This window comes from Pseudomonas sp. RP-B7 (assembly GCF_059803535.1).
Genome location: NZ_JAPFHC010000002.1, coordinates 35,668 through 57,486 on the forward strand (window position 1 = coordinate 35,668; position 21,819 = coordinate 57,486).

Here is a 21,819-nt window from a genome sequence, read left to right on the forward strand (position 1 = left end):
ATCGGTTAATCAACGCCACACATTGTGTGCCTCACTTGCATCGAACTAAGGCTTGACCATGCGGCATCTGTTTATCTTTCTGCTGGTGTTGTTCGCGGGGTTCGCCCAGGCCGCGCCGGGCAATCCGTTTGAGACAAAACCCGACTTCCTCCCGGTGGGCAAGGCCTTCGCCTTTACCTCCGAGCGCCTGGAAAGCGGCGAAACCCAGCTGTATTGGCAGATTGCCGACGGTTACTACCTGTACCAGCAGCGCATGAAATTCGACGGCCTGGCCGAGAAACCCGTGCTGCCCCAGGGTGAAGCCCATAGCGATGAGTTCTTCGGCGAGCAGCAAGTGTATCGCCAGGGGCTGGAAGTGAAGATCCCCGCCGGTGTCACCGGCAAGGTCAAGCTGGGCTGGCAGGGTTGCGCCGATGCGGGCCTGTGTTATCCGCCGCAGTCAATGACGGTGGACCTGGGTGGCAACCCGGCTGTGGCCGCCACCGCCGAAGCCAGCGACCAAAGCCTGGCCAGTGGCCTGCAACAACGCAGCCTGGGTTGGAGCCTGCTGGTGTTCTTTGGCCTGGGCCTGTTGCTGGCGTTCGCCCCGTGTTCGTTGCCGATGCTGCCGATCCTCGCCGGGCTGGTAGTCGGCAGTGGCGCCAGCCCGCGTCGCGGCTTTGCCTTGGCCAGCAGCTACGTGGTGTGCATGGCGCTGGTGTACGCGGCGCTGGGCGTGTTGGCGGCGCTGGCCGGCGGCAACCTTGCCGCATTGCTGCAAACCCCGTGGATTCTCGGCAGTTTCGCCGCGTTGTTCGTGTTCCTCGCCCTGCCGATGTTCGGCTTCTTTGAACTGCAACTGCCCGCCTTCCTGCGTGACCGCCTGGACACCGCCAGCCGCCAGCAAAGCGGTGGCAGCCTGGTCGGCGCCGGGGTGCTCGGCGCGCTGTCCGGCCTGCTCGTCGGCCCGTGCATGACCGCCCCGCTGGCCGGCGCCCTGCTGTATATCGCCCAGAGCGGCAACGCGCTGCATGGCGGCCTGATCCTGTTCGCCATGGGCATTGGCATCGGCATCCCGTTGTTGCTGCTGGTGACCGTGGGCAATCGCTTTCTGCCCAAGCCGGGCAGCTGGATGAGCGTGCTCAAGGGTATCTTCGGCTTCCTGTTCCTCGGCACCGCCGTGCTGATGATCCGCCCGGTGGTCGATGAAAGCCTGTGGATCGGCCTGTGGGGCGCACTGGCGTTGATCATGGCCTATTGCGGCTGGACCCTGGCCCACGAATACGGCCTGACCGCCAAGGTGTTCGGCTCCGGCTCCCTGGTGTTGGGCCTGTGGGGGGCGGTGCTGGTGGTGGGCGCGGCCGGTGGCGGCGACGACCTCTGGCAACCGTTGAAGGTCTACGGCGGTTCACAGACGGCTGCCGCGCCGACAGCCCACGACACCTTCATGACCATAAACGACCCCAACGTGCTGCAAACCCAACTCGACAGCGCCAAGGCCCAGGGCCAATGGGTGCTGGTGGACTACTACGCCGACTGGTGCGTGTCGTGCAAGATCATGGAAAAACAGGTGTTCGGCAAACCCGAAGTCCTCGACGCGCTGAAAGACGTGCGCCTGCTGCGCCTGGACGTCACCGCCGACAACGCCGCCAGCCGCGAACTGCTCGGCCGCTACAAAGTCCCCGGCCCGCCGAGCTTCGTATGGATCGGCCCGGACGGTGAAGAGCGCCGCGCCCAACGCATCACTGGCGAAGTGGATGCCGCCGGCTTCCTGCAACGCTGGACGCAAACCCGGGACGCGCGCTGATGCTGACCCTGACCATTGGCACCTTTGCCATCGCCCTGAATCACCTGCTGCTGATCAGCGCGCTGATCTTCGCCACCCTGGTGGGCTGGCGCGTGGCCAAGCGTGGCGGCGAGAACCCGGAATCGGTGCTGTTCAGCCTGTTCCTGCTAGGGATGCTCGCGGCGCGGGTCAGCTTTGTGTTGATGTACTGGAACGACTACAGCAACGACTGGCTGCAAATGGTCGACGTGCGCGACGGCGGCTTCCTCGCCTGGCCCGGCGTGATCGCCCTGGTCCTCGGCGCCCTGGCCTATGGCTGGCGCCGCCCGCCCCTGCGCAAGCCACTCGCCGCCGGGGTGGTTACCGGCCTGGTGTTCTGGGGGCTGGCCAGCCTGTCCCTGAGCCTGTACGACAAAGGCGTGCAACTGCCGGACATCGCCTTGCGCAATGCCAACGGTGAAGCCGTGCAACTGGCCGACTACAAAGGCGGCCCATTGGTGATCAACCTGTGGGCCACCTGGTGCCCACCGTGCCGCCGGGAAATGCCGGTGCTCGAACGCGCACAGCGCCAACGCCCCGACGTGACCTTTCTGTTCGTCAACCAGGCCGAAAGCATGCAAAGCGTCAGCACCTTCCTCGCCACCCAGGGCCTGACCCTCGACAATATGCTGTTCGACGCCAGTGGCCGCCTTGGCCAGGCCGTGGGTTCCATGGCCCTGCCGACCACGTTGTTCTATCAGGCCGACGGGCGCCTGATCCACAGCCACCTGGGCGAACTGTCCCAGGCCAGCCTGGCCCGTTCGCTCGAAGCCTTCGACACTGCCCCAACAAGGAAACCCACATGCCAAGCCTCCGCCACCTGCTGACCCTGCTGCCACTGACGCTGACGGCTACCCTGGCCCACGCCGAAGACTGGCCCGCGCCGATCAAACAGATCGAGGCCAAGGGTGCCAAGATCATCGGCAAATTCGACGCCCCCAGCGGCCTCACCGGCTACGCCGCGCAATACCAGAACCGCGGCATGGCCCTGTACCTGACCGCCGACGGCAAAAGCGTGCTCGCCGGCAACCTGTATGACGCCCAAGGCAACGACCTGAGCAGCGCACCGCTGGAGAAGCTGGTGTACGCACCAATGGCCAAGGAAGTCTGGGCCAAGATGGAAAAAAGCAGCTGGATCCAGGACGGCGACGTCAAGGCGCCACGCATCGTCTACCTGTTCAGCGACCCCAACTGCCCCTACTGCAACATGTTCTGGGAACAGGCGCGGCCATGGGTGAAGGCCGGCAAGGTGCAGTTGCGCCACATCATGGTCGGCATCATCCGCGAAGACAGCGCGGCCAAATCCGCCGCATTGTTTGCCGCCAAAGACCCGCAAAAGGCGTTGCAAGAGCACGAAGCCGCCGGCAAGGGCAGCAAGTTGCAGGCACTGGCGAAGATCCCGGCGGATATTGAAGCCAAGCTGGATGGGAATATGAAGCTGATGGATGAGCTGGAATTGTCGGCGACGCCGGCGATTTTCTATCTGGATGACAAAGGTGGGTTGCAGCAACAGCAGGGGGCGCCGTCGCCGGAGAAGTTGGTGAAGATTCTTGGCCCGCAGTGATTTTCTGTAATAAAGGTGACCATTCAAATGCATGGGCACCTTTATCGAGCCCCAGTCTTACGTCAGATAGAAAGTAAACGTATCAACCATCACCCAGTCATTGGTACTCGTTTTTAAAGTAATTGTTGAGATGCTAGTGTTCAAGGGTGCGGAGAAATCGACCCAATGATTAAGTGGTCCACCCGTTTCCTGGCCGCGTAGCACCATTCTCCCTATTGAGAAATGACTGCTGTCTAAAAACTCAATCGTAAATAAACCATCAAGCCATATCAGTGAAAAGGTCACGCGTCGACACGAGAATTTTAAATCCAACTCAATATTCTGAGGGCCCGTGTGGAGGTAACCTATCATGAGCCCAGGGCCCGACGGTGAGGATGGCTCAAACATAACACCGGACTGACCGGGACCACTTATGTGCCTGACGGTCATACGTGGAGTTTCAAGACTGCCGCCAGCAGTGATAATTTGAGGGTTGGGTACATCACGAACATCGAAGTTCTCATAGAGAATTAAAGCTGGCGTAACCACGCTCAACATCCGTTTTGGACATACCACATTCTCATCTGAACTACCGTCCGTTGCGACGCTGAATGTGAGGGACAAGTTGGTTGTGTCCTTTAGCTTAGCCAACTCGGATCGCAGTACAGGAGCCGCCACCCCTGCAGTCAGCTCTGGCGACGTAATGGCTCTGGCCGAGTACACATTAAACGAGTAGGCATTGCCGTTTTTGTCCGTACCCTCCGCTCGTAACCAGCACTTCTGCCCTGCCCGCAGAAACCACATCGGATCTTCGAGAGAATTGGCATTCCCGGTAAATGTCCTCAGGTCCAGAACGGCGTTCTGAGTCCTGGGTGGCGTCGCCTCCAGCACGTTTGGCGTTTCCAGGCGCACAGGCAAACTGACGTTCAAGTTCAAAGGCAGTGAGGTCTGCACCTTGCATGCAGTGGTGACCGTGTAAGTGATCTGCACCACTTTCCCCATACTCTCGATCACGGCTTCCGACGGCAGAAGGAAGATGACCGGCCCCGAAGCGCTGCCGGATTGGGAAGCCAGAGACCAACACGTACCATCAGCCTTTTTCCAGCAGACGCTGATGGTGTGCTTGGGGTTCATGCCGACGTAATTCACTTCAACGTGTACGCCATTGCGCCCATTGTAAGCAGTCAAGTTGGAGCCCACCGCCTCTGTAACGCTGGGCTCAAGCAACACCAGCGGCTCTTGCTCGATAGTGAACGTCTGCGAAGGAAACTCAATGGCGGTCGCCCGATTGCATTTGCCATCAAAACCCACTGCGAAATGCAGTTGGAATTCGCTGCAATCCGCCAGTTTTTTCAACTCACTGCGTGAGATGGGGGCATCCACCCCCCTCTGCACCCAATCTGCGGTAAGGGGCTTACCCACCAATACGTCGAACTCATGGATGTTGCCATTCTCAAGCTCACCGGTTACCCACATCCAGCAGCATTGACCCACGGCGGCGTAGTCAAAGAGAGGAACGATACCTGTGCCGTCACCAATGAATGTGCTCAGATCCACCGTACTCGCGGTTGCTTGCTCAATGCCCGGGTGTGGAAGCTGTGGCGCCAACACGTCGATATAGCGCAGCGGCGAAGGTTGTGGTGCGTAATCATTGAATTGAAGGGTGTAGCCCAGTTTCAGCGTCTTATTGAATAGCGCAGCAAAGACCTCGGGAGTAACCTCAAATGACAAGCTGCTTTCGCCCGCGCTTACGTGCTGACAACCAAGCGATATAGGTCCATAGTCGCCCCCTTCAGCCTGAGCGCAAACAAGATCGCCTTCAGTCATACCCTCATAATTGACAATCGCATGTCCGCCGTTGACCGTGTTGGTTGGGTTTACCTCCCAATGCCCGGGACGCAGCTCGACCGACTCTCGCAGATTTGGAGGGTTCAGTTCCTGGTACGGGTCCACCTGCAGCAGCGTGGTGGTACGCAAGTGGAAATCCTGGGCGTTGATAGGCAGTGGAGTTTCAAAAAGAGGGTCGCCTGGCTCAGGGAATACAGGCTGGCTTGTATCCCAGATAACACCTAAGTGGGCCGTCAGCGCCGAGTAGTCATCCAGTCTGGACATCCATGGGCGTGAAAGAGGAAACCTGAAGACATAACCCGCATGAGCCTCATGGGGCTGTACCACATAATCCAGCGCAACCCAGATGAAGCGGTACGGCGCGACGTGCTGGTTGCCGGCGACGGCGATAAACAACCGTTGCCCTGCATAGATAAAAGGCCAGGCCTCGACTGCGACGATTTCATTACCAGTGAAACTCTGCATCCTCAGCCACAATGTGTTCCACTCATTCTTGGCGTGCGTATACACCGGCCTCGATACAACCAGATCGTTCTCCCGCAAGAACTGAACTTCCACCTCCAGCACTTGGGAAGCCTCCTCCTTGCCCCCCACCATAGCCGTGTACCACATCTTCACCGTGTGTCCGATCATCAAACTGACTGACTGCGCAGAAATCGGAACGACATCATCGCCGTCATCCACAGAAACGGGCTCGAATGCAGGCTCGGCCTGATCCTTGATAGCGATAAAAAATGTGCAGCCCGTGGCACCCGCAGGCAGCGTCAACTTGGCCTGCGTCCCGTCAATCGCATCCATGGGGTACAGCACGCTGTTATTGGCTGCGAACTCGACAACAGGAACGGGGAATTGTGCCTTGGGCCCTTTCGGCGAGCGCGGTGGAGTGCTGGCCGGTTGAAGAGATGAGGTATTTTCAGAGATCGGTTTTTTAGCCACGATAAGACTCCTGTCAAGCATTAGATCACTGTCATAGCTGGCCATATCGGCCAGAGCCTTCGGTGATCTAACGCTTGGATCAGGAGCTTTGCCTACTGTCAGATCTGACAGTTCTGACTAGCGGCCCGCTCAAATCCCTTCCAACTGCGCCATCAAATCACTCAACCGATCCACCTTCTCGGCGCTGACCTCATTGGCCGCCAACCCATCGATATACTCGGCCAACTCCGCCACCGTGCTGCACTCGAACATCGCCCGCAACGGCACATCACGCTGCAAGCTCTTTTGCACCCGCGAGGCAATCTGCGTGGCCAGCAACGAGTGCCCGCCCAGTTCGAAGAAGTTGTCCTGCACCCCTACCCGCTCAACCTTCAGCACCTCGGCCCAGATCGCAGCCAGGGTGGTTTCCAGCGGGTTGCGCGGCGCCAGGTAATCCTGGCTCTGGAGCTGGCCGATTTCGAGCAAAGGCAACGCCTTGCGGTCGAGTTTGCCGTTGGCATTCAACGGCAGACGCTCAAGCCACAGCCAGTGCAGCGGCACCATGTATTCCGGCAGTTCGGCGCGCAGGCGTTGCTTGATGCGGTCCAGGCGTTCGCTCGGGTTGAGGGTTTCATTGGCAGCGACCAGATAGCCAACCAGGTGTTTGCCGTTGACGCCGTCCTGCACGCCAACCGCCCCGTCGCGCACTTCCGGTTGCTCGTGCAGGCGTGCTTCGATTTCACCGAGTTCGATGCGGTAGCCACGAATCTTCACCTGATGGTCGATACGCCCGACGTACTCCAGCACGCCATCGCTGCGCCGACGCGCCAAGTCGCCGGTGCGGTACAGGCGCTCGCCCGGTGCACCAAACGGATTCGGCACAAACACCGGTGCGGTGCGCAGCGGGTCGCTGACGTAACCACGCCCGACGCCCGTACCGGCCACGCACAACTCGCCGACCGCGCCTTGCGGCACCAGCTCCAGCGCACCGTCCAGCAGGTACAAACGGTTATTGTCGGTCGGTGTGCCAATCGGCAGGTAAGTGCCACGGGTCGAGGCCAGGTCGACGCGGAAGAACGCCACGTCATCCGAACACTCCGCCGGGCCGTAGGCGTTCACCAGCCCAATCCCGGGGTAACGCTGCAACCACTGATGCGCCAGTTCCGGTGGCATCGCTTCGCCGGTCGGCAGCATCCAACGCAGGCCGTCGAGGTGGATGCGGTCCTGGGCGAGCATGCCCTGGATCAATGACGGCACGCTCTCCAGCACCGTGATGCCTTGCACCTGGACATGCTCGAGCAAGCCTTGCGGATCATGGGCCAGGGCGTTCGGCACGATGTCCACCCGTGCGCCAAACAGCGGCGCGGCGAGGAACTGCCAGACGGAAATATCGAAACTTTGCGAGGCGGTCTGGGCGATCACATCCGCGTCGCTCAGGTTCAGGTACGGCACCTTGCTCAACTGGTTGTTGAGCATACCGCGCTGTTCGACCATCACGCCCTTGGGCAACCCGGTGGAACCCGAGGTGTAGATCACGTAGGCGAGGTTGTCCGGGCCGCTGTAGACCCCAGGGTTGGCACCGCGAGCCGGCACTTCTTGCCACACCAGCAACTGGCAGTCGAAGCCTTCGAGCAATTCGATGGCCTGCTCGCGGCACGCCTCGCTGCACACCAGCAATGGCGTACGACTCAGCTCGATAATGCTGCGCAACCGCTGGCTCGGCAGGCCCGGGTCCAACGGCAGGTAACCGGCTCCAGCCTTGAAGCTGCCGATGATCATGCCCAGCAGGTCCAAGTTGCGCTCGCCGAGCAACGCCACTGGTTGATCAAGGCCGACACCGGCTTCGATCAACGCATGGCCCAGGCCGTTGCTGCGCCGGTTCAGCTCGTCATAGCTCCAGTGCTGGTCCAGGCAACTGGCGGCGACACGCTGTGGATGCGCCGCCACCTGGGCTTCGAACAGCTCCACGTAGCTGCTTTGCAGCGGATAGTCGTGGTCGCTCTGATTGCAGCCCTCCAGCAAAAACTCACGCTCCTGCTCGCCAATCAACGGCAAGTCGGCCATGTCGCCATGGAAGCCCTGCACCAGCGCCAGCAACAGACGCTTGAACTCGCCGAGCATGCCTTGCACGGTGGTTTCGTCGAAGTAACGCTGGTCATAGGACAGGTGCAAGCCCAGATCATCCCCCGGATAACACACCGCCGTCAGCGGGAAGTTGGTGTGGGTGCGGCCGGAGTCCGAGGTGGCATTCAGGCTTTGCGCACGGTCCAGCACCGAGACTTCCACCGGCGCGTTTTCAAACACGAACAGGCTGTCGAACAGCGGCTGGCCCTTGGGCAGTTCGCTGTGTTCCTGGATCGTCACCAGCGGCAGGTATTCGTACTCGCGCAGTTGCATATTGCTGTCGAGCAGGCCGCTCAACCATTGGCGCACGCTGCACGGCTGACCGTCCTCGGGCAGTTTCACCCGCAGCGCGATGCTGTTGATGAACAGGCCGACGGTGCGCTGCATCTGCGGCATTTCCACCGGGCGACCGGCCACGGTGACGCCGAACAACACGTCGCGCTCACCGCTCAAACGTCGCAATACCAAAGCCCATGCGGCCTGGGCAAAGGTGTTGACGGTCAGTTGATGGGCCTGGGCCAGCTCACGCAATTGCGCCCCATCGCGGGCATCCAGACGAGTGTAGCAATCCCCCACCACCATGCCGCCGTGGCCCGCGTGGTCACGCATAAAGGGGCGGTCGCTCGGGATCGGCGTGGTGCGCTCAAAGCCTTGCAGGTTCTGCTGCCACCACTGGCGCGCCTCATCCAGGTTCTGGCGTTGCAGCCAGGCGATGTAGTCGCGATAACGCGGCGGCGCCGCCAGTTGCGCCTCGCGGCCTTCGCCGAGGGCCATGTAAATGTCGAAGAAGTCGTTCATCAGCAATGAACGGCACCATGCATCGATGAGGATGTGGTGGTTGCTCATCATGAACCAGTAGCGCTCGGCGCCGACGCGGATCAAACGCAGGTGGAACGGCGCCTGGTTGAGTAGATCGAAACCGGCTTCGCGCTCGGCCTTGAGCAAGGCTTGCAGGCGCGGTTCCTGCTCTTCTTGAGGAGCATTGCTCCAATCCAGGTATTCAATCGGCGTGCTGCCCGGCTTGTGGATCACTTGCAACATGTCTTCGCCGACGTTCCAACAGAACGACGCACGCAAGGCTTCGTGACGGGCGATCACTGCCTGCCAGGCCTGGGCGAAACGCTCGGGGTCCAGGGCGCTATTGATGCGGTAGCGATCCTGCATGTAGTACAGGCCGGTGCCCGGCTCCAGCAGGGTATGCAGCAACAGGCCCTCCTGCATCGGCGTCAGCGGGTAGACGTCTTCGATGACGCTGGCCGGTACGGGCAAGGCATCCAGTTGCACCTGGGTCAGCTGTGCCAGTGGGAAGTCGGACGGCGTGAGGCCGCCGGCATCGTCCTTGAGGCAGTGGGCGATCAGGCTGTGCAGTTCGGCAAGGTAGGCGTCGGCCAGTTCGTGGATAGTTTGCGGGGCGTGGCGTTCGCGGCTGAAGGTCCAGCGCAACACCAGTTCACCACCGTACACCTGGCTGTCGACGCTCAGTGCGTTGGGCAGCGGCGCGTCCGGGTCGTGGGCGAGGCCGGCGGATTCGTCCAGCGGGTGGAACAGCGCATCGCTGCCAAAGCTCTGGTCGAACTGGCCGAGGTAGTTGAAGGTGATCTCGGCGCTCGGCAGTGCCGCCAGGGTCTGCTGGGTCACGTCGTCCGCGAGATAGCGCAACACGCCATAACCCAGGCCTTTGTGCGGCACGCCGCGCAGTTGCTCCTTGATCGCCTTGATCGAGGCGCCCTGCCCGGCGGCTTCTTCGATGTGCAGCGGGGTCAGGCGCAGCGGGTAGGCGCTGGTGAACCAGCCGACGCTGCGGGTCAGGTCGATGTCGTCGAACAGGGTTTCGCGGCCGTGGCCTTCCAATTGGATCAGCGCCGAAGCATGCCCGCTCCAGCGGCACAGCACGCGGGCCAGGGCGGTCAGCAGCAAGTCATTGACCTGGGTGCGGTAGGCGCTTGGCGCCTGTTGCAGCAACTGGCGGGTGCGTTCGGCATCCAGGCGCACGCTGACGGTCTCGGCATCGCGATGGCGCAGGCTGCCGTGTGGACGGTCCACCGGCAAGCTCACCGCAGGCCCGGCCAACTGTTCTTGCCACACACCGAGTTCTTCGCGCAGGGATTCGCTGCCGGCATACGCCTGCAAACGTGCTGCCCAATCACGCAACGCGCTGGTCTTGGCCGGCAGGCTGACGGACTGGCCGTCGCTCAACTGGCGATAGACGTTTTGCAGGTCTTCGAGCAAGACACGCCACGACACGCCGTCCACCACCAGGTGATGGATCGCGATCAGCAGGCGTTGTTGCCCCTCGGGGCCGTCCACCAGCAAGGCACGCAGCAACGGGCCGTGTTCCAGGTCAAGGCTGCGCTGGGTGTCGGTGAACAGCGCGGTGCAATCTCTCATGTCGCGCACTTGCGCCTGCATCAGCACACCGCCTTTAGGCACTGCCAAGTGCTCGGCGTGCCACTGCGCATCGCGCTGGGTGAAGCTCAGACGCAGTGCATCGTGGTGCTCCAGCACCGCCAGCAGCGCTTGCTCCAGGCGATGTGGTTCGAGCAACTGCAGCGGCTGGAGCAGCAGCGCCTGGTTCCAGTGCTGGCGCTGGGCAATCTCGGTATCGAAGAACCAGTGCTGGATCGGCGTAAGGCCCGAGCTGCCGACCAACACGCCCTGCTCCGCGGTGACCTGCTCGGAGCGGGTGGCGACGGCGGCGAGGGTTTGCACGGTCTGGTGCTGGAACAGGTCCCGCGGGCTGAAATGAATCCCGGCCTGGCGCGCACGGCTGACCACCTGAATCGACAGGATCGAGTCGCCACCCAGCTCAAAGAAGTTATCGTCGAGGCCGACCTGCTGCACGTTCAACACTGCGCACCAGATCGCCGCCAAGGTGCTTTCCAGTTCGTTGCGCGGCGCCACGTACTCTTGACGATTGGCCTGCGGGTCCGGTTGCGGCAAGGCGCGGCGGTCGAGTTTGCCGTTGGCGGTCAGCGGCATGCTGTCGAGCACAATCAGGTGCGCGGGCACCATGTAGTCCGGCAGTTGTGCTTTCAGATGGGCCTTGAGTGCTTCGCGCAATGGGGCGTGGTCGGCATCGCTGACCAGATACGCCACCAGCTGTTTGCCGCTTGGCGCGTCCAGCGCCAGCACCACCGCTTCGCGCACCGCGTCGTGTTCCAGCAGGCGGGTTTCGATCTCGCCCAGTTCAATGCGAAAGCCACGGATCTTCACCTGATGGTCGATACGCCCCAGGTACTCGACCAAACCGTCGGCGCGCTGACGCACCAGATCGCCAGTGCGGTACAGACGCCCGCCATTGCCGGCAAACGGATCGGCGACAAAACGCTCCGCCGTCATCCCCGCACGCTGGTGATACCCCTGGGCCAAGCCTGCGCCGCCGACGTACAGCTCGCCAGTCGCGCCTTGCGGCACCAGGGCCAGGTCAGCGTCGAGAATGTACGCCACGCGCTCGCCGATAATGCTGCCGATCGGCACGCTGGCGGCGCCCTCTTCCAATTGCTCGGGGGCGAGGCTGGCCAGCGGCATGACCACGGTTTCAGTCGGGCCGTAGGCGTTGAAGAACACCTCGGGCTGGAACGCCGCGCGGATCCGCTGCAAGTGTTCGCCGGTCAGCGCCTCGCCGCCGGTGATGCACATGCGCACCGGCAAGGTCTGCTGCTGGGTCGCCAGCCACTGCGCCAACTGGCTGCCGTAGCTTGGGGTGAAGCCGAGGATACTGATGCGATGGGTGCGGATCAGCGCGCAGATTTCTTGCGCGTCCCACTGCCCTTGCGCCCGCAACACCACCTGCGCACCACTGAGCAACGGCACCAACAGGCGCTCGGTGGCGGCGTCGAAGTTGATCGAATAGAAGTGCAGCTCGCAGTCATCCGCGCGCATGCCGAAACGTTCGATCACCGCCTGGCAATGCATGGCGATTTCGCCGTGGGCCACCACCACGCCTTTGGGTTTGCCGGTGGAGCCGGAGGTGTAGATCAGGTACGCCTGATGCTGCGCCAGGCTGAGCAACGGCAGCTCGTCCAGCGGGTAGTTGCCAAGCACTGGCAGGTCATCTTCCAGGCACCAGCAGGCCACCGTTGCCGGCAGTTCACCGAGGGCTTCGAACATCGCTGTGTCACTGAGCAGCAGGCCGATGTCGCTGTCTTCGATCATGTAGTGCAAGCGGTCCAGCGGGTATTCCGGGTCCAGCGGCACGTAGGCGCCGCCGGCCTTGAGGATCGCCAACAGGCCGACGACCATTTCCAGGGATCGCGGCAACGCCAGGCCGACCCGCACCTGCGGGCCGACGCCACGCTCGCGCAGCATCCAGGCCAGGCGGTTGGCGCGTTCGTTGAGTTCGCGGTAGCTGAGGGTCGCACCGGCAAAGGTCAGCGCCGGCGCATCACCGCGGGCCAGCGCCTGCTGGCTGAACAACTGATGGATGCACTGGTCGAGACGGTGTTCGCCCGGTTCGCTGCCTAGGCTGTGCTGCAAGGCGCGCTGCTCATCGCGGCTGAGCAACGGCAGTTCGCTCAGACGCTGCTGCGGGTCGGCGATCAACGCTTCGAGCAGGTTGCGCCAATGTTCGGCCATGCGCGCAATGCGCGGCTCGTCGAACAAATCGGTGCTGTAGGTCAGGCAGCAACCCAGACGATGGTCAAGATCGGTGACTTCCAGATTGAGGTCAAACTTGGTCGCCCGTGCATCGTTGGCCAGGTACTCGACGGTCATGCCGGCGAGTTCGCGGCTCTGCTGGAATTCCCAGCGCTGCACGTTGCACATCACCTGGAACAACGGGTTGTACGCCGCACTGCGCGGCGGTTGCAGGGCTTCCACCAGGTGGTCGAACGGCAGGTCCTGGTGGGACTGGCCTTCGATCACGGTGTGGCGCACCTGCTCAAACAGCTCGGCGACATTCATCTGCCCGCTGAGTTGGCAACGCAGCACCTGGGTGTTGAGGAACGCGCCGATCAGCCCTTCGCTTTCCGGGCGGATGCGGTTGGCCACGGGGGCGCCGATGCGCAGGTCGGTCTGGCCGCTGTAGCGGTAGAGCAGCACGGCGAGGGTGGCGGTCATGGTCATGAACAGGGTCAGGCCGCGTTCGGCATTGAACGTGCGGACGCGGGCAGCCAAGTCGTCGCTCAAGTCGAAGCGGTACAGCTCGCCCTGATGGCTTTGCACCGGCGGACGTGGACGGTCGCCGGGCAGTTCGAGCAGCGGGTGTTCGCTGCCCAGTTGCGCGGTCCAGTAGTCCAGTTGGCGCTGGCGTTCGCCGGACTCCAGCCACTGGCGCTGCCACACGCTGTAGTCGAGGTACTGCACCGGCAACGGCGCCAGCGGCGAGGTACGCTCGTCGATAAACGCCTCGTACAGCGCGCTGAGCTCACGGGCAAAAATGTCCATGGCCCAGCCTTCGGTGACGATGTGGTGCAGGGTCAGTACCAGGTAGTGCTCACGCTCGCCGGCCTTGACCACACAGGCGCGCAGCAACGGGCCGGTTTCCAGGTTGAACGGGGTGTGGGCTTCGTGATCCGCCAGTTGCTGCAAACGTTGCTGGCGTTCGCTCTCGTCCAGCGCCGAGAAGTCCTGCCAGCCCATGCGCAGGCCGGTCTGCGCCGAGACTTTTTGATAAGCCACGCCGTCCACACTCGGGAAGGTGGTGCGCAGGGTTTCGTGACGCATGATCAAGGCCTGCAACGCCGCCTCGAAACGCCCCACATCCAGCACACCGCGCAAGCGCGCCATGCCGCCGACGTTGTAGGCCGGGCTGTCCGGTTCCATCTGCCAGAGGAACCACATGCGCTGCTGGGAATAGGACAGCGGCACGGGTTGGCTGCGGTCGACCTGGGCGATGGCGGTCTGTTGGTTGCGCTGGCCCGAGGCCTGGATCAAGCCGACCTGCTCGGCAAACGCGCCCAGCTCGCTGGCTTCGAACAAGGTCCGCAGCGGCAACTCGACGTCACAAGCCTGGCGGGTGCGCGAGATGATCTGCGTGGCCAGCAACGAGTGCCCGCCGAGGGCGAAGAAATCATCGCGCAGGCCAATGCGTGGCAAGCCGAGCACCTCGCGCCAGATCGCGGCGATCTGCTGTTGCAGCGGCGTTTGAGGTTCGACGTGTTCGCGGGTTTGCCACACCGGTTCCGGCAGGGCACGGCGCTCGAGTTTGCCGCTGGGGCTCAGGGGCATGGCATCCAGGCGCATCAACAGCGCAGGCACCATGTACTCCGGCAACTCGGCGGCCAAGGCGCTTTTCACGTCCTCTTCGTCCAATGCGGTGTGGGCGGTGTAGTAGCCGATCAACTGCGCGTCACGCACCAGCACCACGGCTTGGGCAATGCCCTCAAGGGCGAGCAGGCGCGCTTCGATTTCTTCCGGTTCCACGCGAAAGCCGCGCAGCTTGACCTGCTGATCGAGGCGGCCGAGGTAGTCGAGCACACCGTCGGCGCTCCAGCGCACACGGTCACCCGTGCGATACAAGCGTGCGCCCGCCTCGCCCAGCGGGTCGGCGATAAACCGCTCGGCGGTCAAACCGGCACGCCCGAGATAACCGCGCGCCAGACCGATGCCGCCGATGCACAGCTCGCCCGGCACGCCGACCGGCAGCAGGTTCAGGTGCTCGTCGAGCACACGGCAGATCACATTGCCCAACGGCCGACCAATCGGCGAACGCTCGCCGTCTTCGGCGTGGCAATGCCAGTGGGTCACGTTGATCGCGGTTTCGGTCGGGCCATAACGGTTGTGCAATTGCACCGCCGGCAACTGCGCCAACACACGGTTGCGCAGCTCGGCGGGCAACGCCTCGCCACCGGAGAACAGGCGACGCAGGCTGGTGCATTCGGCTGCCAGCGGTTCGTCGATAAACAGCTGCAACAACGGCGGCACAAAGTGCAGCGTGGTCACGCCGTGTTGCTGCACCAACTGCGCGATGCGGTGCGGGTCGCGATGCTCACCGGGGCCGGCCAGCACCAGGCGGCAGCCGCTGATCAGCGGCCAGAAGCATTCCCACACCGACACGTCGAAACTGATCGGCGCCTTTTGCATCAGTACGTCGGTTGCGTTCAGTCGGTAAGTCGCCTGCATCCACTGCAAGCGCTCGGCCAGGGCTGCATGGGTGTTGCCCACGCCCTTGGGCTGGCCGGTGGAGCCGGAGGTGTAGATCACGTAGGCGAGGTTGTCGCCGTGCAGGTGCAGGCCCGGCGGCTGGGTCGGCCAGCTGTCGAGGTGCAGGCTGTCCATGGCGATCACACTCACGCCGTCCGCCGTGGGCAGTTGTTCCAGCAGCGAGGTTTGGGTCAGCAGCAGTTCAACCCCGCTGTCGTTGAGCATGTAGGCCAGGCGCTCGGCGGGGTAATCCGGGTCCAGCGGCACGTAGGCGCCGCCAGCCTTGATGATCGCCAACAGGCCGATCAGCAGTTGCGGCGAACGCTCGGCGGCGATGGCCACGCACACGTCCGGGCCGACGCCTTTGTCACGCAGGTAGTGGGCCAGGCGGTTGGCCTGGGTGTGCAGTTGGGCAAAGGTCAAGGTGCCGCCCTGCGACACCAGTGCGGTGTTGTCCGAGGTCTGCGCGTTGAGCAATTCGGGCAGCCACTGTTGGGCAGGTGCGCACGGCGCGGCGCCCCACGGCTGGAGTTCGGTTTGCAGCAGTTGCAGATCGCCGATGGCTTGATGCGGTTGTTCGCAGATGGCCTGCAGCAGGTGGGTGAAGTGCTCGGCCAGGCGCTGGATGGTCGCGGTATCGAACAGCTCGTCGGCGTAGTCGAACGACAGGCTCAGGCGCCCGTTGCGGTCTTCTTCGCTGTGCAGTTGCAGGTCGAACTTGGCTTCGCGGCTGTGCCACGGCAACTCATCGGCAAGCATCCCCGGCAGGCGGCGCAAAGCGCTGAGGTCGCGTTGCTGGTGGTTGAACATGACCTGGAACAGGCCTTGTTCGCGGGCCTGGGGGAAGGCTTCGAGCAGCTGTTCGAAGGGCAGGTCCTGATGGGCCTGGGCGCCCAACGTCGTCTGGCGGGTTGCGGCCAACAACTGGTTGAACGGCAGGCGCCCGTCCAGTTCGGCGCGCAACACTAACGTGTTGATGAAGAAGCCGATCAGGCCCTGGGTTTCCTGGCGCGGGCGGTTGGCACTGGGCACGCCGATACGGATGTCGCGCTGGCCGCTGTAGCGGTAGACCAACGTCTGGAACGCCGCGAGCAGCAGCATGAACGGCGTCGACTCATAGGCTTGGGCAGTCTGGCGGATCGCTGCGCTGAGGCGGGCATCCAGGCGCACGCTGTGGCGCGAAGCGCTGTGCAGGTGTTGCGCCGAGCGCGGGTGGTCGGTGGCCAGGCCGAGCGGCGGATGCTCGTCGCCGAGCTGGGCTTTCCAGTACGCCAGTTGACGCTGGCCTTCCCCTTCGGCCAGCCATTGACGCTGCCAGCTGCCGTAGTCGGCGTATTGCAGCGCCAGGGGCGGCAGCTCCAGGGTCTGGCCTTGGGCGGCCGCGGCGTACAGGCGTGAGAATTCGTCAATGAGGATGTTCAGCGACCAGCCGTCCGCGATGATGTGGTGCAGCGTCACCAACAACTGGTGATCTTCATCGTCCAGACGCACCAGGGTGACCCACAGCAGCGGGCCTTGTTCCAGGTCGAACTGGGTGCGCGCTTCGTCCTCGCGCAGCTGCCGGGCACGGGCTTCGCGGTCGGCGGCGGGCAGGTCACTGAGGTCGATGATTTGCAGGTCGAACGCCGTGTTTTTATCGACACGCTGGAAGGCTTGGCCGTCGCGCTCGTAGAAGCGCGTGCGCAGGGCTTCGTGGCGCTGGATCAGGTGTTCGAAGCTGGCGCGCACGGCGTCTTCATCCAGTTCGCCACGCAAACGCAAGGCGCCAGGGATGGTGTAAGCGCTGCTCTGCGGGTCGAGTTGCCAAGTGATCCACAGGCGGTTTTGCGCCAGGGACTGCGGCAGCTCGTCCTGGCGTGACAGTGCGTGGATGGCGCCTTGGGCGACGCCGCCGTCCTGCTGCAATTGCGCAACGCTGGCGGCAAAGGTCGAGAGTGTCGGCGCTTCGAACAGCAGGCGCAGGTTCAGCTCCAGGCCGAGGGTTTCGCGCAGCCGGGCAACCACTTGGGTGGCGGTGATGGAGTTGCCGCCGAGCAGAAAGAAGTGGTCATCGGCGGCGACGCTGGCCAGTTGCAGCTGCTCGCACCAGATCGCGGCGATCTGGTTTTGCAGGTCGGATTCCAGCGCCGCAGTGCTGACTGAGGCGCCCGCGTCGGGGAACTGCGCGTAGCTGTCGAGGCTGCCATCGGCATGGCGCAGGCCACACGCGGCACGTTGCACCTTGCCGCTGGAGGTCTTGGGCAAGGCGCCGGGGTTGAGCAACACCACCACGCTTGGCGCTTCTTGATAGGCCTCGGCGACGGCTTGGCGGATCGCCTTGATCAGCGCTGCGGGCGGCAGGATCTTCTGCACGCTGCGGCTGATCTCGGCAGCGATACCAATGCCTTCCAGGCCAGCGTCATTCACCGCGAACGCCGCAACCCGACCCTTGCGCACCACTTCCACCTCGCGTTCGATGGTTTGTTCGATGTCCTGGGGGTACAGGTTGTGGCCACGCACGATCAGCAGGTCTTTGAGGCGCCCGGTGATGTACACCTCGCCAAAGCGGATAAAGCCCAGGTCGCCGGTGCGCAGCCAGGTACGGCCGTTGTGTTGGACGAAGGTCTTGGCGCTGGCTTCGGGGTTGCGCCAGTAACCGTGGGCGATGCTCGGGCCGGTGGCCCAGAGTTCGCCGACGCTGTTGTCCGGCAGTTCGGCGAGGGTGTGCGGGTCGGCGATCAGCACCGCGTGCTCCGGCTGGCTGGTGCCGCAGCTCATGATCGCCCTGCCCTGCCCCGGCTCGGCGCGGTTGGCGGCCAGCGCTTGCTCGTCGATGTGCAGCGCGGGGATGCCACGGCCACGGGTGCCGCCGGCGACAAACAAGGTCGCTTCGGCCAGGCCGTAGGAGGCGAAGAAATTGTCCGCGCTGAAACCGCACACCGCGAACTTCTCGGCGAAGCGTTCCAGGGTGTCGAGGCGGATCGGCTCGGAGCCGGAATAGGCCACGCGCCACTTGCTCAAGTCCAGGCGTTCCAAGGCCGACTCGCTGACCCGTTCGCTGCACAGGCGATAAGCGAAATCCGGGCCGCCGCTGATGGTGCCGCCGTATTCGCTGATCGCTTCAAGCCAACGCAACGGCCGCCCCAGGAAGTACGCCGGCGACATCAGCACGCACGGCACGCCGCTGAAAATCGGTTGCAGCAGGCCGCCGATCAGGCCCATGTCGTGGTACAGCGGCAGCCAGCTGACGATCACGTCGTCGGGGTTGAGGTCGATGCCAAAACCACGGCGGATCAGCACCTCGTTGGCGACCAGGTTGCCGTGGCTGACTTGCACGCCCTTGGGCAATGCGGTGGAGCCGGAGGTGTATTGCAGGAAGGCGATGTCGTCAGATTGCAGGTCGACGGCGCTCCAGCGGTCGGCGAGCGTTGCCTCCAGGGTGTCGACGCTCAACACCGGCGGCGCATTTTCGATCTGAGCCAGGCCGTCGCCGAGGCTGGCGATGGTCAGCAGCAGGCGCGGTTCGGCATCGCTGATGATCGACAGCAGGCGCTCCTGATGATGGCGACGGGTCGACTCCGGCGGGTAGGCCGGCACCGCGATCACCCCGGCGTACAGGCAGGCAAAAAACGCCGCGACGTAGTCCGGGCCGCTGGGGAACAACAGCACCGCGCGGTCGCCCGGTTCGGCATTGGCCTGCAAGGCGGCGGCAATGGTACGTGCGCGCCTGTCGAGGTCGCGGTAACTGAGCACGACGCTGTGCTCGGCGGACTCGGCGAGGAAGCGCAGGGCAACCTGGTCCGGGGTCTGCGCGGCGCGGCGTTGAAGGGACTGGACCAAAGTGCGGGGGAGTTCGAAGGCGTCCATCATGGGGTTCCTGCCTGGAATCGGCTTACGGGAAATTCGGGAAGTCGGGTGCGTTCAGCCAGCGATCAATTGCCGCGCCGCGCCATTGCGCCAGCGGGCCAGGTGTTCGTCGGCGTAACGGCGGATGCAACGCAGCACGGCGCTTTCGTGCTGCACGAGGAAGAAGTGGTGGCCGTCGAACATGTCCAGGGAGAAGCCGCTGGCGGCGTCGTCCTGCCAGTCGAGCAGTTGATCGGCGCGCACGCTGTCTTGCTTGCCGCCGAACACGTGGATCGGCATGCGCAGCGGCGCGCGTCGGCCGTAGCTGAAACTGCCGCAGAGCAGAAAATCCGCCCGCAGGATCGGTAGCATCAACGCCATCAATTCGGGGTTGGCCAAGGCTTCTTCGGCGGTGCCTTGCAGTTCGCGCAGGCGGGCGATCAGTTGCTCATCGGTCTTCTCGATGGCGTACTCGCTGACGTCACGCCGCGCCGGGCCGGCGGTGCCGGAGGCGAACAGCGCAAGGGGCGCTGGCAGGTTGCGGGCGCTGAGCGCGTGGGCCAGTTCGAATGCCAGCAGGCCGCCGAGGCTGTGGCCGAACAAGGCGTAGGGGCCGTTCAGGTCGCGCCCGATTTCCTCGGCGAGCTGCGCGGCCAGGGCCTGGATGTCGCGCTGCAACGGCTCGTCCATGCGCATGCCGCGCCCGGGCAATTCCAGCGGACAGACCTGCAACCAATCCGGCAAAGACCGCCGCCAGCGGGCGTAGACCATGGCGCTGGCGCCCGAATAGGGCAGGCAAAACAGGCGCAGGCGCGTCGGCGTACTCATCTGGCGAGCACTCCACACTGAAACACGCTGTGTGCACGATAAAAACCCATTTCGCCCTCCTGCGGGTGCTGATCCTTGGCCGTTTTACGAACGGACCTGTCACCCATGAGAACGGACGGAGCCGGCAAATAATTAGTCGCAGGCTTTGCGCCAGACGGGGTTCACATCGAACCAGAAAGCATAAGATTAGTTCGCCTTCTCATTTGACAATCATTATCATTCAGCATAATTTGTTGCCCGATGTGTAGGAGGCCTCAGCAAGGACGCCCTCCCCTAACCTCTTTGCGACAAGGTGATTTTCCATGACGGAACAAGTATCCACAGGCAGGTGCGACTCACCCCTTCTACAGGCATTTGTCGACAATCGACTGATCCTGGTGAAGATCGCGGCACGCATTACCGGGTGCCGTTCCCGTGCCGAAGACGTAGTGCAGGACGCCTACTTCCGACTGCAATCGGCGCCGACGATCACGTCATCGTTCAAGGCCCAATTGAGTTACCTGTTTCAGATCGTGCGTAACCTGGCGATCGATCACTATCGCAAGCAGGCCCTGGAGCTCAAGTACTCCGGGACAGAAGAGGAAGGCTTGAATGTGGTTATTCACGGCGCTTCACCGGAGACGTCCCACATCAACTTCAACACCCTGGAAAACATCGCCGACGCGTTGACGGAGTTGCCCCAGCGCACCCGCTACGCATTCGAGATGTACCGCTTGCACGGCGTGCCGCAAAAAGACATCGCCAAGGAACTCGGCGTGTCGCCGACGTTGGTGAACTTCATGATCCGTGATGCGCTGGTGCACTGCCGCAAGGTGTCGGGCAGCCATAGCGATACGTTTGCACGGCGGGTCTGAACACAGCACAAAACTGACTGTGTGGGCTTTTGTGGGAGTTACTGGGGAGTGAGTGCTCGGCTGCAGATCCCCACGCACTGCTAGTTCTCTGTGGGAGCAGTGTTGGCTGAACCACCGCTTTCGCGGGCAAGCCCGCTCCCACAGGTTGGTCCGCGTTGTGCCGGTCAGGGCATCGGCATTACATCGATGCGATAGGGCTCGAATATTTTCAGCATCTGCCCACTATCGCGCAAACGCTTGAGCAACTCGGTAAACGCCTGCGCCGTAATCGGCGCTTTCGGCCGCAGCAACGCATAGTGGTGATACACCTGGTCAATGCGTTGCGAAACCAGGAACTGCCCGGCCATCTGTGCATTGCGCACCATGAAATCGCTCAGGTACGAACGGGTCACCAAGGCAATATCGGCACGCCCGCGTGCAACCATCAGCAGGTTGCTGTCATGGGAATAGGTCAACGTCGCGTTGAAGTGTTCGACCAGGTACTTGGGGTCGGGGTTGAAGTTGGCGAAGGCGTAGTGATAACCGCTGAACACCGCCAAACGTTTGCCATCCAGGTCGGTGAAATAGCTTTGGTCGCGTGCAGGCAGGCGTTGAGCGACGAACACTTCGGCGTCTTCCAGCCCCATGTCGACGCTGGTATGGGCAATCTTCTGCCAGCCCCAGTCGGGGTTTTCGAAGATCGCCATGTCGACCCGGCCCTGCTCGAAGTCACGGAAGCGCCGCGGAATGGAGGTGGGTACCAGCACGAACTGGTAGTCGGTTTGCGACGTGTTCAAGGCCTCCACCAGTTGCGGCAGCAGCCCAGTGTCGGCGCCTTGCTCAGGGCGTACGGTGTAGGGCGGGAAGTGTGCCGCGCCGATCCTCACCAATTGCGCAGCCGAAGCCGGCACCCAACATGCGGTGCCCAGTGCCCATAAAGTAACTCCTGCAGCCAGCCGCCATGGCGAAAACATCGAGGCACGCACCGTTTCATACTGTGATGGCGATAAGCTAGG

Annotated in this window: 8 protein-coding genes; 4 read left to right on the plus strand and 4 right to left on the minus strand. The window is 63.0% G+C overall.

Features of this window, described 5'->3' with window-relative positions; translation table 11 throughout:
- Window positions 1-58 precede the first annotated feature (58 nt).
- Genes dsbD through dsbG form a run of 3 tightly spaced genes read left to right on the plus strand, consistent with a single transcriptional unit; the run spans window position 59 to window position 3,368 of the window.
- Window positions 59-1,786, plus strand: coding sequence for a protein-disulfide reductase DsbD (dsbD, locus tag OPU96_RS03020; protein WP_498558627.1), 1,728 nt, complete (start codon window positions 59-61; stop codon window positions 1,784-1,786).
- Window positions 1,786-2,631 (plus strand): TlpA disulfide reductase family protein, encoded by an 846-nt coding sequence (locus tag OPU96_RS03025; protein ID WP_226455025.1) that lies wholly within the window; start codon window positions 1,786-1,788, stop codon window positions 2,629-2,631. Before dsbD ends, OPU96_RS03025 begins: the two co-directional genes overlap by 1 nt.
- A complete protein-coding gene (dsbG, locus tag OPU96_RS03030) occupies window positions 2,607-3,368 on the plus strand; it encodes a thiol:disulfide interchange protein DsbG (protein ID WP_498558628.1) in 762 nt (253 codons plus the stop codon). The genes OPU96_RS03025 and dsbG overlap by 25 nt, the downstream gene beginning before the upstream one ends.
- Window positions 3,369-3,425: 57 nt before the next feature.
- Here dsbG and OPU96_RS03035 read toward each other — a convergent pair whose 3' ends face one another.
- The 3 genes from OPU96_RS03035 to OPU96_RS03045 all read right to left on the minus strand — a co-directional run bounded on the left by OPU96_RS03035 (window position 3,426) and on the right by OPU96_RS03045 (window position 19,970).
- Window positions 3,426-6,131 carry a hypothetical protein gene (locus OPU96_RS03035; protein WP_498558629.1) on the minus strand — a complete coding sequence of 902 codons (2,706 nt, stop codon included), beginning with the start codon at window positions 6,129-6,131 and terminating at the stop codon, window positions 3,426-3,428.
- A 129-nt stretch (window positions 6,132-6,260) separates the two neighbouring features.
- On the minus strand, window positions 6,261-19,166 hold the full coding sequence (locus OPU96_RS03040; protein ID WP_498558630.1) for a non-ribosomal peptide synthetase: 12,906 nt from the start codon (window positions 19,164-19,166) through the stop codon (window positions 6,261-6,263).
- A 51-nt stretch (window positions 19,167-19,217) separates the two neighbouring features.
- A complete protein-coding gene (locus tag OPU96_RS03045; RefSeq protein ID WP_192296963.1) occupies window positions 19,218-19,970 on the minus strand; it encodes a thioesterase II family protein in 753 nt (250 codons plus the stop codon).
- A 302-nt stretch (window positions 19,971-20,272) separates the two neighbouring features.
- Here OPU96_RS03045 and OPU96_RS03050 point away from each other — a divergent pair, with 302 nt between their 5' ends.
- A complete protein-coding gene (locus tag OPU96_RS03050) occupies window positions 20,273-20,824 on the plus strand; it encodes an RNA polymerase factor sigma-70 (RefSeq protein WP_005789991.1) in 552 nt (183 codons plus the stop codon).
- A gap of 164 nt (window positions 20,825-20,988) precedes the next feature.
- Here OPU96_RS03050 and OPU96_RS03055 read toward each other — a convergent pair whose 3' ends face one another.
- Window positions 20,989-21,777: a substrate-binding periplasmic protein gene (locus tag OPU96_RS03055; protein WP_226455021.1), complete on the minus strand. Its 789-nt coding sequence runs from the start codon at window positions 21,775-21,777 to the stop codon at window positions 20,989-20,991.
- Window positions 21,778-21,819 lie beyond the last annotated feature (42 nt).

Coding starts and splice junctions, on each gene's coding strand:
- dsbD (WP_498558627.1), top strand. CDS start 59: ATGCGGCATCTGTTTATCTTTCTGCTGGTGTTGTTCGCGGGGTTCGCC.
- OPU96_RS03025 (WP_226455025.1), top strand. CDS start 1,786: ATGCTGACCCTGACCATTGGCACCTTTGCCATCGCCCTGAATCACCTG.
- dsbG (WP_498558628.1), top strand. CDS start 2,607: ATGCCAAGCCTCCGCCACCTGCTGACCCTGCTGCCACTGACGCTGACG.
- OPU96_RS03040 (WP_498558630.1), bottom strand. CDS start 19,166: ATGATGGACGCCTTCGAACTCCCCCGCACTTTGGTCCAGTCCCTTCAA.
- OPU96_RS03045 (WP_192296963.1), bottom strand. CDS start 19,970: ATGAGTACGCCGACGCGCCTGCGCCTGTTTTGCCTGCCCTATTCGGGC.
- OPU96_RS03050 (WP_005789991.1), top strand. CDS start 20,273: ATGACGGAACAAGTATCCACAGGCAGGTGCGACTCACCCCTTCTACAG.
- OPU96_RS03055 (WP_226455021.1), bottom strand. CDS start 21,777: ATGTTTTCGCCATGGCGGCTGGCTGCAGGAGTTACTTTATGGGCACTG.